Below are 13399 nucleotides of genomic sequence, written 5' to 3' on the forward strand. Positions count from 1 at the left end.
AGCCGATGGCATGCGGCGCAAAAGAAACTGCGCCGGCCGAGCGAGCGTGACCGCTGGGCGTCTCAGGCCGCGAGCAGGGGGCGGAGGTGGGTGTAGGCCCAGGCGGTGAGAGGGGTGGGAGTCGTGGTGGTCACGTCACGGGACTGCTCCGGTACGAGATGGCGCGTTCCGGCGATCATGCCGACGATGCCCTCCACCGCCTTGGGCGGCAGCCCGGCCGAACCGAGCGCGGCACGTACGTCGTCGTCGCTGACGGACCGGAGACGAATCCGGCGTCCCAGGACGTCGGTGAGAACCTCCGCTACCTGAGTGAACGTCAGATCCTCGGGACCGTGGACGGCCTGGACCACCCGGCCCTTCCACCCGTCGTTGAGCAGACGGGCCGCCACCACCTCGCCGATGTCGCGGGGGTCGACCCATGGCATGGGCTGACCGGGGTCGGCCGCGGTGGTCAGCACTCCTTGGCGCAGTTCGTCCACGCTGAGCAGGAGATTGGTGAAGAAGTATCCGCACCGCAGATGAAGGACGTCGGCGCCGGTGGAATCGAAAAGCTCCTCGATCCGGGCCAGGCCGTCGATGTGCCCCACGCCGTGCCGCTTCTCCGCCCCCGCACTGCTCAGGAACACGATCCGCGCCACCTCTCCCGCGCGGGCGGTATCGGCCAGTGCGGCAGCGGTGCGCCGCGACGTCTCGACCGGTTCCTCGGCCGTGTGAGGCGTGGGGTCGACCCAGAAGACGGTACGTGCCCCGGCGGTCGCCTCGTGCACGAAGCCGGCGTCCGTGAGATCGCCCTGTCGCACCTCGACGCGGCTGCGGGTCTCCGTGTTCAGGCGCGCCGGATCTCGTACGAGGACCCGGGGACGGACGCCTGCTTGGATCAGCAGCCGCACCACCCGCGATCCGACATGGCCCGTAGGTGTTGTGACGACGATGGTCACCGTGTAGCTCCCTTCGCGCATCCTCGTGCCCGCCACAAACCCTGAGGGTTCACCCAACCAGAGCCCTTTCCGCGCGTCATCCCGAGGTGGAACGCGGCCTCCGCCACGAGGCGGACCTGCTTCGTCCCCTTGGCCGACGCCCCTTGGCAGAACGGTTTGCGATCTTCGAACAGGCGACTGGGGCCGACCCCGACGCCTGGCCGAAAGGACGACCCGCACATGACGCATGCCGACGCCCGACCACCCACCAAGAGGACGTCCGCCGGGAGAACGACGGAACGGCCCGTCCCGCCCTGGGCGATGCGGATCGTCCGGCTCCTGCCCCTGCTCGCCTTGCCCGTGTGCCTGTGGCGGCTGCCCATCGGCTTCGGGTACATGATGGGCATGGACGTCGAACCTCTGCCGGTCGGCATCCTGGGCGGTGTCGCCTACGTCGGCGCGCTGAGCGTGCTGACCGAGCTCGCCGCGTTCGCGTGCCGCGGCCTGGTGAGCTGGTGGGGAGAGGTCGTGCCCGACTGGGTGCCGAGGCTCGGCGGCAAGCGCATCCCGCCGGTCGTGGCGCTCGTACCCGCGACGATCGCCGGCCTCTTCCTCCTCTTCCTGCTCGTGGACTGGGTGGTGTGCACCTTCCACCTCGCCGGTTTCGAGGACGGCCCATGGGACAACCAGGGGTGGCGGATCCTGGCCGCGACCGTCAGCGGCCTCTTCTGCTCGTGGGGCCTGCTCGTACCGGCCCTGACCTACGCGTACTGGCGCCGCCGCTGCCGGTAACGGGCGGCCCCGGCCTCAGGAATGGCAGCGCGTACACCTCCATGTGCGCCTCCGTGCCCGGCAACACGCCCACACGTACGGCGTCGTGCGCCTGGAGCCGCCCGGCGGGCGGGATGTGCGGGAGCGGCCCTTAGGGACGAGCACTTCGAGTTCCTCGTGGAGTGTGCTCCGAGCTCTCGCAGAACTCTCACAGATGACCATCCACCCCGATCTGAGGGGGGTCAGAGCCGGGAGGGGCGTGGAGTCGCGCGGGGGAGGAAGAACATCAGCGCCCATGTGATCAACAGGCCGCCGATCACGTACGGAAGTGTGGCGGTGAAGGCATCGACAACCTCGCTGCCGCGGGCGGTCGCGGTCTGGTCATGGGTGAAGAAGACCATCCCGGTCAGAACAACTCCCAGTGCGATGCCGAGATGGGTGGCGGTGTTGAACAGTCCGGAGGCCGATCCGGCGTGCACGTCACCGACGCGGCTGATGGTGAGGTCGGTGAGCGGGGCCCCGATCAGGCCCAGGCCCAAACCCAGGGTCAGGACCGGCAGGGCCATGGCGGTCATCGACAGGCCGGTGCCGTACGTGGCGGCCAGCAGGTGGAAGGCGGCCAGGGCCAGCGCGGCAAGCAGCGCGCCGGCCTGGGGTGCGCGGCGTTGGTGCCGGGCGACGGCCGCCATGGCCAGCCAGGCGCCTGCGATCTCGGCGAGGGTGAGGAAACCGATCGTCGCCCGCGACGGTCTCAGGCCCAGGCCCTGCTGCATGAAGAGCGTCCAGCACATGAAGAACAGACCGGACAGCAGACCCAGGACCAGCTGAGCGGTCAGTCCACCGGAGAAGGGCCGGTTGGAGAACAGGGACAGCACCATCAGAGGGGAGCCGCCCCTACGGGTCTTGGCACGCTGCTGGAAGACCAGGCCCACCAGTGCGGCTACGCCCGTGGCGATGGCCGTGAACGTCCACCACGGCCAGTGGTGGGCGCCGCCCGCGCTGAGGGGGTACGCGATCAGCAGCAGCCCCAGCGCGGAGAGGACCATCCCCAGCAGGTCCGGGCGCAGGGCGTGCCGGTTGCGGGACTCGGCCAGGTACCGGTGGCCGAGCAGGACCGTGGCGATGCCGAGGGGGACGTTGATCAGGAAGATGGAACGCCAGCTGAGACCGAACAGGTCGGCCTGGGTGAGGATGCCGCCCAGGACGGGCCCGGCGACGCTGCCGATGGATGTGACGGTCCCGTACAGGCCGAACGCCTTGGCGCGGGCGCTGCCGGAGAAGGTGACGTGCAGGGTGGCCAGGATCTGCGGGATCATGACCGCCGCACCGGCGCCCTGCACCGCGCGGGCGGCGATCAGCGAGGCGGGGCCGGTGGCGAGGGTGCACAGCAGTGAGGCGGTGGTGAAGGCGTCGGTGCCCAGCAGGAAGGTGCGCTTGCGGCCATAGAGGTCACCGAGGCGGCCGCCGGTGATCAGCCCGATGCCCAGGGCGAGCGCATAGGCGGCGTGGGTCCACTGAAGGCCGGTTGCCGTGGCACCGGTGTCCGCCTGGATGGTGGGCAGGGCGGTGTCGACCAGCGAGGCGTCCAGGACGGCCATCAGTTCGCCGACCAGCGCCACGGCCAGCATGATCCGGCTGCCACGGCGCGAAGACCGTCCAGCAGGGGTAGCACTCGGGCGGGGCGGGGCGTTGGGGGTGTCACGAGACACAGGGAAGGGGTTCCTGTTCAGAGCAGTAGGGAGAGAACGGGCAGACCAGGGCCCGTGTACGCCGACTGCGCACAGGAGAGTGTCACGGAGCCCAGGCCATCGGGAACACCGTCTTCACAGCGGACAGCACAAGCCGCCTGTCAGCACAGGCGGGGGTCCGCGGGCAGAGCCCGGGAAGAACGGCTACTGGGCCTGGGATATACGTCATCACCTCGAAGGACACGCACGCCCACAGAGGGCGGTAGAGGAACCCAGGCAGCATACTGCCCCGCTCTTGTACGCCGCGCCGGCGCGTACAGCCCTGCAGCGCTCGTTGTGCGCCGCTCCTGTGCGTCGATTACCTCTCGACACCGCACAGGAAAATCTATGTTCGCCGCAGTAGACATCGGGCGGTGGTGTGGTTATGGTTTCTCTCGTAGCCCGAAGAGATCGAAGGGCTCGGCAGAGACGAACTGCCGGGCAGCAGTACCGCAGTACCCGCAGTTGCAGTGCGCAGGACGGTGCGGTGACGGAGTTTCGAAGCCAGGTTGGTTGCAGGACGGCGACGGGACTGGTGACCGGACCGGGTGGCCCGCAGTGATCAGGGGCCGCTACTGGCAGTACCCAGCAGTGAAGTCAGTGAGCAGTACCTCGGTGAAGGCGTCGGCTGCGGACGCGCGCACCGGGAGGTTCGGCAGCGGGGTTCCAAGCCAGAGCAGATGCAGGACGGGCAACGGGGCTGGCTGCCGAAACGTGGCGCTGGAAGAGGCCACGAGCAGTACGCAACACCGGCAGTACCCGCAGTTCGCAGTATCAGCAGTACGCAGTCCCCCGCTTGGTAAGCAGTTGATCACCGAGAGAACGGAGGAACCAGGCGCCATCAGGATCGCCCGGACGCCACGCGGGTCCGGGTACCGCAGGACATCGATGGTGAGGTGGTCTCCGGTCAAGCAACCGCGATCCCCGCACCCCCGACGAAGCTCAGGCCGGGTGGGCGGAAACAGAAGGCCGGCGCAGAACCAGGGCCGGCAGATGGTGTAGAAGTTCCTTCGGGGCCCGGGTGCCAATGGCGCCCGGGCCCCTCCACGCGTTCCACAGAGAGGTGCAATGACAGCAGACGACTCCTTCGGCCGTCTCGATGACGACGACTACCCCGCCTACACCATGGGCCGGGCCGCCGAGATACTCGGCACCACCCAGGGCTTCCTGCGCGCCATCGGCGAAGCCCGCCTCATCACCCCGCTGCGCTCGGCGGGCGGACACCGCCGCTACTCCCGCTACCAGCTGCGCATCGCCGCCCGAGCCCGCGAACTCGTCGACCAGGGCACCCCCATCGAGGCCGCCTGCCGCATCATCATCCTGGAAGACCAGCTCGAAGAGGCCCAGCGCATCAACGCCGAATACCGCAAGGCTGCCGGACCCTCGAACCCCACGGCCCCCACCTGACCGGGCTGAGACACCAAGAGGCCCCTGCTCCTCATCGTCCTCGTCGAGCCCCAACCCGGCCGCGTCCGGATCGCGCAGCGGGCGCAGGGCACCGGCGGCCGGGGTGGAGGAGGTGAACCCTCCATCCCGTCCCGGTACGCCTGGTGGATGGTGCCGCGCTTGCCGTGGCACACGTCCCGGGCCAGCTTGTGGCAGGATTCCTGCACGGTGAGCTGCCGGTTCATCTGCCGGGGGTAGGTGTCATCGACCGGGTCGACCACCCGCGGCAGGTGCTCGGTCCTGGCGATCCGCCCGTACTCCGCGAACGCCGCACCCAGCGGAGTCGGGCCCCTCGCGTCACCCGGTTCCGCGCAAGCGGCTCCAGCACCCCGTACGTCCCCGTCTCCACGCCGGGCATGGTCGCCCGCGAGAACCGCTGGTCGTCCAGGTCCTTGAAACGGGGGCTGAAGTCATAGCCCAGGATCTTGTCGGTGGCCACCATCTCCGGCTTCACCCCGCCGTCGAGGTTCAGCAGGGCGTCCAGGGTGTGCAGGGCGGGAACGGGTCAGGGCCTCGTGGCCGGGGTTGGTGACCGGGGTCATGCCGATGTTGCACGCCTCCGAGACCAGCAGCGCGACCACCGAGGTGGTCAGGTCCTTCATAGCAGGGTTCCCACCGCGCCGAACCGGGGCAGCAGGAGTGCATAGTGCCGACGGAGCCGGTCGTGGCCATCCGGCAGACCGCAGACCACGTCTGAGGCTGACGCGAGGAGCGCAGGGCGGTAGGTGGTCCTCGCCCGTGAAGGGCAAGTTCACGGGCGAGGACCGAGCCGGGACTAGGGTCCGTCTTCAAATGGTCGTTCGATGGTGGATCATGGTGTCGTGATTCGACGTCATGAACTGACCGACTCCGAGTGGGAGTTACTGGCTCCGCTGATACCGAGTGCCAGCAGAGGCCGGCCTCGGACCGAGGACCGCAGGGTCATCAACGGGATGGTCTACAAGATCCGGACCGGGGTCTCCTGGCGTGACCTGCCAGAACGCTACGGCCCGTGGAAGACGGTCTACACTCGCTTCCGCCGCTATGCCATCGACGGCGTGTTCACCCGGGCCCTGCAACGGATCCAGGCCCGTGCCGACGCCGCTGGTGACATCGACTGGCTGGTCCAGATCGACTCCACCATCGTCCGCGCCCACCAGCACGCCGCCGCCACCGGCCGAAAAGGGGGAGGCACCGGACGGACGAACCGGACGATCACGCCCTCGGCCGATCCCGGGGAGGCCTGACCAGCAAAATCCACCTCGCCTGCGACGGCCGCGGCCGCCCCCTGGCCATCCTGCTCACTCCGGGCCAACGACACGACGGCATCTGCGCACGCCCCCTGCTCGAACGCATCCGAGTGCCCCGTACCGGACCAGGCCGGCCCCGCTGCCGCCCAGATCACGTGATCGCAGACAAGGCCTACAGTTCACGCGGCTTCCGCGCCTACCTGCGTAAACGCGGCATCGGACACACGATCCCGGAGAAGAACGACCAGAAGCGGCACCGCCGAAACCGAGGCCGACGAGGCGGCCGGCCGACAAGCTTCAACAGCGAGATCTACCGCCGCCGCAACACCGTCGAACGCTGCTTCAACCAACTCAAAGGCTTCCGCGGCATCGCCACCCGCTACGAGAAGACCGCCACCTCCTACGAAGCAGCAGTCACACTCGCATCACTCCTGCTCTGGGCAAGATCAATTTGAAGACGGACCCTAGTTGGTCCGCCCCTAGTCCTTCTGGGGGCGGGCTGGTCACCGGCCCCGCATCCGCATCCACCTCGACAGTTCCCGGATCACCGAGGCGACCCGTTCGTGCAGAGGCTTCTTGCGGTGGCGTCCCATGGACGCTCCCCTCCCACAGGTGCGGCCATTGCCGCTCGAGCAAGCACCGCTGCATGCTGATGGGCGTGGCAGGAGGGCGGTGGCGTGGCCCCTCCCCCAAGAGAGGCCACGCCACCGCGGTCGGACAAGGGTCAGGTCAGGGCGTCAAGCGCCCGGGTACCTGATGGAGGTGCGTCAGCCGGCCCACGCCTCGATCTTGGTGGCCTTGCTGCCCTTGATGGTGAACTTGATGACGTCGCCCTGCCTGGCGGCCACGGTGGAGTAGTTCTTCTTGCCGTTGCAGCTGGCCTTCACGGAGTCCTTCTTGTTCTGACTCACGTTGCGCACCTCCAGGGACATCGAGCCCTTCCCCGTGCAGCTGATGGCCCCGCGAGCCATGGTCAGCCCGCCGCCGGGCTGCTGGTGCCCGGAGGAGTCCCAGCGGTGGTTGTGCGACCGGAGGTAGGCCTGGCTGATGTCGACAGGGCCCCACTGGCGGTACCAGCGCTCCTGGACCTGGGGTGCGGTCACGGTGGTGTCGGACGCCGGAGCGGCGGTGGCGGCCGGTGCCGCCAGCGCCAGCCCTCCGCCCAGTGCGGCGGTCACGGCCACGGCGGCGATGTTCCTGCGTACGTTCATGAGGTGGATTCCTCCCCGTTGACGAGTCCGTTGGTGAGTGGTGGTGCGACGGGCGGCGCGGGGTGGACCGCACCGCCCGTCGGCTTGCGGGAACGACTCTGCTGCGCCGCGTCCACGCCTGCCAACGGATCTCGAGGAGTCGGGCCATCGTGGGACGTCCCACGCTCTGACCTGCGGAGACGTGGGATCCATCGAGGCTCTCGTGGGACGGGTGGGACGGACTCCGTATGGACCGGCCGGCTTCCCGGTGCGCTTGTCCGTCACCTCGGCACCGCACTACGGTGCCGAGGTGGATCTCTTCTCGCGCTCTTGGACGGCGTTGCGCACAGCGGTCGCCGAACTCTCGGACGAGGACTTCGCACAGCCGTCCGGCTGTACCGGCTGGCTCGTGCGCGACCTGGTGTGCCATCTGGTCATCGACGCTCAGGACGTCCTGATCACCCTCGTGACCCCCGCCGAAGGGGAACCGACCTGCGACGCGGTGACCTACTGGACCGTCGCCGAAACACCACCGACCGGCGACGACCCGCTCGACGCGCTGATCGTCCGCCTGGCCGCCGCGTACCAGGAGCCTTGGCTGCTCAAGTTCCACCTCGACGACGTCGGCTCCGCCGCCGGCCGCGCCGCCGAACTCGCCGACCTGCACCTACGGGTCGGCACCCGCGACGAGGTCCTCACCGCGGGCGACTACCTCTCGGCGTACGTCCTGGAGTGGACCCTGCACCACCTTGACCTGGTCGCCCACCTCCCCGACGCGGCACAACCGCCCGCGGAAGGGCTCGCCCGGTCCCGCGAAATGCTCGAGAAGATCGCCGGGAGCGCGTTCCCCGCGTCGTTCTCCGACAAGGACGCGCTGCTGGTCGGCACCGGGCGGCGTGCCCCGACCGACGCGGAGAACGCCGAACTGGGCGCGCTGGCCGCGAAGCTTCCCCTCGTCATCGGCTGACCGCCGACTGCCGACGTGCTGGCGTCGCGAAACCCACAGGCGTACGCCCGTTGCATCTGTTCAGCAGCGGACCAGAGCCTGGCATGTAATAGGCGCTAGCCGTACGTGCTCCTATACTGCGGCAGATGCAGTCCATAACGATCAAGAGAGCCGCTGCACAGGATGCGGAGCGCCTCACCGCCCTGGTCCAGGAGTCCGGTGCGTATGAGGGGAAGTACGCCTCGATCATCTCCGGTTACCGGGTCACCGCCGACTACATCGCCCAGCACGGGGTTTTCGTGGCCGTCGATACAGTCGAGCGGCTTCTGGGCTTCTACGCCCTGGTGTTGGAGCCACCGGAGCTGGATTTGGCGTTCGTGGCGGATGACGCGCAGGGAAGAGGCGTCGGTCGGCTCCTCATAGAGCACATGATCGGCCAGGCCAGGGAGGCCGGCCTGGCCGATGTGCGGGTGGTCTCTCATCCTCCGGCCGAGGAGTTCTACCGGCGTCTTGGCGCCGAGCGGGTGGGAATGGTTGCGCCGGCGCCACCGAAGGTTGCCTGGGAACGCCCTGAACTGCGGTTCGTTACCGTCTGACAAGGTGCGGTGCGAAGAGCGCCGCACCCAACCAGCGCCCAAGATACGCCGGTTCACTCAACGCTCCCTGGGAACAGAGAACCGAAAGCCGCCGCTGTGACCGCGGCCACCCCCAGGTCGTTACGCTCTGTATGCGCTGGCGATGGATGGTGACCTGGGCGCTGTGCGCCGCGGTCATGTGTGGGTTGTTGTTGGTGTGGCCGCTGCGCGATCCCGCCCGGATATCCGCCGCGGCCGCGGTGCTGAGCGCTGTCGTCGCCCTGTTCGGAGTGCTGTCCGTGTGGGCCTGGCGCGCCGGCCGGGGACGTGTGCACTCCAGCAGTGGACAAGCCGCGGACGCCGTCGAGGTGTTGGCTCGTACGGTCCGTCGGCAGTGGGAGGAAGAGGCGATCCTCCGGCAGCTGTACGACCCGGCGCCGCTGCCGCTGGCCTGGTCGGACTGTTCCCACCCGGGAGTGTCCGACCACCGTCAGCTGGTGGGCACGGCAGTGGTCTGCCGGGCCGGTGACCCGCAGGAGCTGGCCGCGGCGTTCGGTTCGCTTCCGCGTCGGCGCCTGGTGGTACTGGGGGCGGGAGGATCGGGGAAGACGACCTTCACCGTACTGCTCCTGCTCGCGCTGCTGCGCACGCGCACCACCGACGATCCGGTGCCGGTGCTCTTCTCGCTGTCCTCTTTCGATCCCGCGCGCGAGAGCGCCAGGAACTGGCTGCGCCGCCGCATCGCCGCGGACTACCCGGCGATAGCCGACACCGAGACCTACGGTGCCAGCGTCATCGAGGACCTCCTCACCGAGCACCGCCTGATCCCCGTACTCGACGGCCTCGACGAGCTCCCCGAACGACGCCGGGCAGCAGCCCTGGCCTCCCTCAACGACACCCTGCCCTCCGACGCCCCTCTCGTCCTCACCTGCCGCACCGCCGACTACGTGCGAGCGGTGACGGAAAGCGGCATCCTGACCGGGGCGGCGGTCCTGGAGCCCGCGCCCGTACGCACCAGCGATGCCCTCGCTCTCTTGCGGCTTGCCACGCCACCGGAGTCCGGTCGTCAGCACGGCTGGAACGCCCTGGCAGAGCACCTCGACCACCATCCGCAGGCCCCTGCCGCCCAGGCACTGACGAGCCCTCTGATGGTGGCCCTGGCCCGGTCCGTCTATGCCGACAACGACGGTGATCCCGCCGAACTCGTCGACACCCGAAGCTTCTCCACACCCGCCGACATCGAGCGCCACCTCCTCGGCGCGCTGGTCCCGACCCTCTACCGCCGAGCCCGGCGACAGAGCCCCACCCGCAGCTGGGATCCCCGGCAGGCCCAGGGCTATCTCGCTCATCTCGCGGCGGGGATGCACGCGCAGGGCACCTACGACCTGATGTGGTGGCAGCTGTACCGGTGGACTCCGGCTCTCGCCGGACCATGGCGGCGTGCATGGACGTGGACCTCGATCGCCTGCGCCGGACTGCTGCTGGCCACGTCATTCCTGGTGATGGTCCAGGACGTTCCCTCGTGGCCGGAGGCCCTGCGGTGGTTCCCCCAGTCGGTACTCGAGTCCTTTGTCTTCGTTCCCGTGCTGGCCCTCAGCGGCCTGATCGCCACACGGGAACGCAGCCTGCCCCGTGCGTCCGCCGTGGCCGCCGTCATCTCCCTGTCCGGTGGCCTCGCGCTTCCGCCGTCGACGTGGTGGTACTACCGCGGCGCTTCCGGACCGGTGCTCGTAGCCTCCATAGGCTTCCTCTGCTTCAGCCTGTGGCTCGTCATGCTGGGCGCCGGGCTGCCCTCGCCTCCTCGTACGCCGAGCCGCAGCAGCCCTGCCCGGCGTCACTGGGGCAGGCAGGCGATCCGCGCGCTCGTACTCGTCGTCGGCGTCGCCGTCATCAGTGTGACCGTTTTCGCCAGTTATACGATCGCGGGGTACGAGGCGGTCCTTCCGCTCGGGACCGTGCCGTGGGGCCTGGTGATCGGCACCGTGGCGGGCGTGAGCCTGGCCGCCCTGGACTGGGTCCGGGATCCGTCCACCGCTGACGATGTGGCGACGGCCGCGTCCTCCGTTCAAGCGGATCGCCTTGTTTCGCTGATCAGCGGAGCGGCCTGCGCGGTGGTCTTCGTCATTCCCGACGCCGCCATGCGGGCCGTGCCCTGGGTTCCGGCCGATCCTCTGCGCACCACCATGTTCGCGGCGGTCGTCGGCCTTTTCCACGGTGGCATCATGGGTTTCGTGGTCGCCTTGGCCGCTCACTCCTGGCCCCACTACACCGTCGCCCGCCTGCTCCTCGCCGCGCGCGGCAAGCTCCCCTGGCGGCTGCAGGCGTTCCTCGCCGACGCACACCGGCTCGGGATCCTCCGCCAGGTCGGCCCCGGCTACCAGTTCCGCCACGCCCGCCTCCAGCAGCACCTCGCCACCCACCCCGGGCTCCCCGCCCCCGAACACCTCAGCGGCCGGATCGTCCCAGCCCCGCGCCGGCGACCACCACGTGACGTGAGGTCAGGAAATCGGTCGGCCCGGGCCCGTGACCGTTCCCCGCTGATGCCGGTTAGGCACCGGGTGCCTTGAATTCGGTGCACTTCACCCACCAGGGGAGCCTTTAACCCGTCATGGGAGGGAGATCAATCATGGAGGCTGTACAGGGGGACAAACAGACCCGGACACCGGGCAGGCCGCCGATGCCGGAGCCGGTGGAGCCGAAGCAGAAGCGGGCGAAGCTGCGGTCGGCGTTCCAGGACACCTCGTTCTGGGGGCTCTGCAGGAGGATTCCCGCGTTGCTCGGGCAGATCGCGCGGATGGCGTGGGCGATCGACCGGCGGGACGTGATGCTGCTGGTCGGCTGCCAGATCGCCTCCGGCGTCGCCGCGGCAGTGGTACTGGCGGCCACGGCGAAGGCTATGGTGCCGCTCCTGGGCGGCGGCCTGGTTCCCGACCGCGTGGGCGAGGCCCTGCCGGCGCTGGCGGTCGTCGCGGTCGCGGCGGCGGTGGGACGAGTCGCCTACGGACTGGCGGCCTGGGCGGTGGCCCGGCTCAAGCCGCGGGTGATGACGGCGGCGGACACGGCGCTGGTGCGGGCGATGCTGTCGGTGGAGCTGGAGGCCTTCAACCACGCCTCGTTCGCCGAGGAGCACGAGCACGCCGAGACGGGCGTGGTGCGCTGCGAGCGGATGCTCTACGACGCCCAGTCCTTCATGGCCGCGCTCATCCGCCTCGTAGCGGCGTTCGGTGTCGTCACCGTGCTGCACCCGCTGATGCTGCCGGTCCTGACGCTGGCGGTGCTGCCGTCGGGGATCGGGGCGGTGGCGGAGGCGAAGATCGAGCACCGTACGCACTACGAGAACGCCGCCAACCGCAACCTCAAAGGGATGATGCGCTGGCACATCACCACTTCCGGCTTCGCGAACGAGGTGCGCGCGAACAGCATGCGCCGCTACCTGATGTTCTGGTACGAGACACTCAGCTGCCGTATCGACGGCCGCACGGTAGCCGCGGCCGGGCGGCAGGTACGTACGAACCTCATCGCGGCGGCGGCCGGCGGCGTATGCCTGACCGGCGCCTGGGCCACGCTGGTGTGGCTGACCGTCTCCGGGCAGGTGTCCCTCGCGGTCTCGGCGACCGCCGTGGTGGCCGTGCGCACGGCGCTGGGGAACCTGACGAACGTCGTCCACTACAGCGCGAGCCTGTTCCACTCGTCCCTCTTCCTGGGGGACTGGAAGCGGTTCGTGGACACCACCACCGCCGACGTCGCCCTGGCCCGGGGTGGCGAGCAGGCTCCGGTGTGCCCGGAGACGATCCGTCTCGAGAACGTCACCTATGCCTATCCGAACAAACCCCACCCGGCCGTGGACGACTTGTCGCTCACTCTGCGCCGGGGTGAGGTGGTGGCGGTGGTCGGGGAGAACGGCTCCGGGAAGTCCAGCCTCATCAAGCTCGTCACCGGGCTGTATCTCGCCGAGAAAGGCACCGTCACCTGGGACGGCGTCGATCTCGCGAGCGTCGACCCCGACACGGTGTGGGCACAGACCGGGCTCGTGCCGCAGTTCTTCGCCTGCTGGCCCCTGGCGTGCCGGGAGAACATCACCCTCGGCCAGCCGGTCACCTGGGACGACGAAGCCGTGTGGGACGTCGTCGAGACGGTCGGCATGCGCGAGGCCGTCGAGGAACTCCCCGACGGCCTGGACATGCTGCTCGCCCGCGAGGTGTGGGGCGGCGTGACACTCTCCGGCGGGCAGTGGCAGCGCCTCGCCTGCGGTCGCGCGATCTACCGCAAACCCGCCGTACTGGTCCTGGACGAACCCACCAGCGAGATGGACGCCCGCGGCGAGCACCTGATCTTCCAAGTGCTCAAGGAAATGGCCGCCGAGCGGATCTCGATCGTCGTCACGCACCGCCTGGAGAACACCAAGATCGCCGACCGGATCATCGTCATGGAGCGAGGCCGCATCACGGAGCAGGGCACGTTCGACCAGCTCGTCCGCGCCGGTGGGCTGTTCCAGGAACTGTACGAACTCAGCCAGGACCGTTGACCGGGTAGAAGGCTGAACGGGACCGGGAAGAGGAAGGCTCGCGACCGGCCGCTGTCAAGGCGGGATTTGGCCG

General features: G+C 69.1%; 10 protein-coding genes and 1 pseudogene. 7 read left to right on the forward strand and 4 right to left on the reverse strand.

Translation table 11 applies throughout. From position 1 onward, the window contains the following. Nucleotides 1-62: 62 nt before the first annotated feature. A complete protein-coding gene (locus J1792_RS17465; protein ID WP_207247649.1) occupies nucleotides 63-938 on the reverse strand; it encodes an NmrA family NAD(P)-binding protein in 876 nt (291 codons plus the stop codon). Between the two features lie 219 nt (nucleotides 939-1157). Between J1792_RS17465 and J1792_RS17470 the strand changes: the two genes are divergently transcribed. Then, on the forward strand, nucleotides 1158-1709 hold the full coding sequence (locus J1792_RS17470) for a hypothetical protein (RefSeq protein WP_086568127.1): 552 nt from the start codon (nucleotides 1158-1160) through the stop codon (nucleotides 1707-1709). Nucleotides 1710-1930: 221 nt separating this feature from the next. Here J1792_RS17470 and J1792_RS17475 read toward each other — a convergent pair whose 3' ends face one another. After that, the gene (locus tag J1792_RS17475) at nucleotides 1931-3316 is read right to left on the reverse strand and encodes an MFS transporter (protein ID WP_372446118.1); all 1386 of its coding nucleotides are present in this window, start codon (nucleotides 3314-3316) and stop codon (nucleotides 1931-1933) included. Between the two features lie 1167 nt (nucleotides 3317-4483). On the opposite strand from J1792_RS17475, the gene J1792_RS17480 reads away from it, so the two are divergent. Beyond that, entirely contained in the window at nucleotides 4484-4822 is a 339-nt protein-coding gene (locus tag J1792_RS17480) for a MerR family transcriptional regulator (RefSeq protein WP_086573416.1), read from the forward strand. Between the two features lie 119 nt (nucleotides 4823-4941). Here J1792_RS17480 and J1792_RS35815 read toward each other — a convergent pair. Beyond that, nucleotides 4942-5357, reverse strand: a pseudogene (locus tag J1792_RS35815) (Tn3 family transposase); the annotation flags it as partial. 328 nt (nucleotides 5358-5685) lie between these two features. Here J1792_RS35815 and J1792_RS17495 point away from each other — a divergent pair. Continuing rightward, a protein-coding gene (locus J1792_RS17495; protein ID WP_372446086.1) for an IS5 family transposase occupies nucleotides 5686-6545 on the forward strand; the annotation gives its coding sequence in 2 pieces (ribosomal slippage) (nucleotides 5686-6052 and nucleotides 6052-6545; 861 coding nt in all). Between the two features lie 312 nt (nucleotides 6546-6857). Here J1792_RS17495 and J1792_RS17500 read toward each other — a convergent pair. After that, the gene (locus tag J1792_RS17500) at nucleotides 6858-7301 is read right to left on the reverse strand and encodes a hypothetical protein (RefSeq protein ID WP_086573412.1); all 444 of its coding nucleotides are present in this window, start codon (nucleotides 7299-7301) and stop codon (nucleotides 6858-6860) included. Nucleotides 7302-7590: 289 nt separating this feature from the next. On the opposite strand from J1792_RS17500, the gene J1792_RS17505 reads away from it, so the two are divergent. From J1792_RS17505 to J1792_RS17520, 4 genes are all read left to right on the forward strand, one after another. Further along, nucleotides 7591-8247: a maleylpyruvate isomerase N-terminal domain-containing protein gene (locus J1792_RS17505; RefSeq protein ID WP_086573418.1), complete on the forward strand. Its 657-nt coding sequence runs from the start codon at nucleotides 7591-7593 to the stop codon at nucleotides 8245-8247. Between the two features lie 125 nt (nucleotides 8248-8372). Then, on the forward strand, nucleotides 8373-8822 hold the full coding sequence (locus J1792_RS17510; RefSeq protein WP_086573413.1) for a GNAT family N-acetyltransferase: 450 nt from the start codon (nucleotides 8373-8375) through the stop codon (nucleotides 8820-8822). Nucleotides 8823-8953: 131 nt separating this feature from the next. Next, the gene (locus J1792_RS17515) at nucleotides 8954-11368 is read left to right on the forward strand and encodes an NACHT domain-containing protein (RefSeq protein WP_207247652.1); all 2415 of its coding nucleotides are present in this window, start codon (nucleotides 8954-8956) and stop codon (nucleotides 11366-11368) included. A gap of 59 nt (nucleotides 11369-11427) precedes the next feature. After that, a complete protein-coding gene (locus J1792_RS17520; protein WP_086575277.1) occupies nucleotides 11428-13326 on the forward strand; it encodes an ABC transporter ATP-binding protein in 1899 nt (632 codons plus the stop codon). Nucleotides 13327-13399 lie beyond the last annotated feature (73 nt).

Origin of the sequence: Streptomyces triculaminicus, from assembly GCF_017349075.1 — a bacterium.
Lineage (GTDB): Bacteria > Actinomycetota > Actinomycetes > Streptomycetales > Streptomycetaceae > Streptomyces > Streptomyces triculaminicus.

Coding starts and splice junctions, on each gene's coding strand:
- J1792_RS17470 (WP_086568127.1), top strand. CDS start 1,158: ATGACGCATGCCGACGCCCGACCACCCACCAAGAGGACGTCCGCCGGG.
- J1792_RS17475 (WP_372446118.1), bottom strand. CDS start 3,316: ATGCTGGCCGTGGCGCTGGTCGGCGAACTGATGGCCGTCCTGGACGCC.
- J1792_RS17480 (WP_086573416.1), top strand. CDS start 4,484: ATGACAGCAGACGACTCCTTCGGCCGTCTCGATGACGACGACTACCCC.
- J1792_RS17500 (WP_086573412.1), bottom strand. CDS start 7,301: ATGAACGTACGCAGGAACATCGCCGCCGTGGCCGTGACCGCCGCACTG.
- J1792_RS17510 (WP_086573413.1), top strand. CDS start 8,373: ATGCAGTCCATAACGATCAAGAGAGCCGCTGCACAGGATGCGGAGCGC.
- J1792_RS17515 (WP_207247652.1), top strand. CDS start 8,954: ATGCGCTGGCGATGGATGGTGACCTGGGCGCTGTGCGCCGCGGTCATG.
- J1792_RS17520 (WP_086575277.1), top strand. CDS start 11,428: ATGGAGGCTGTACAGGGGGACAAACAGACCCGGACACCGGGCAGGCCG.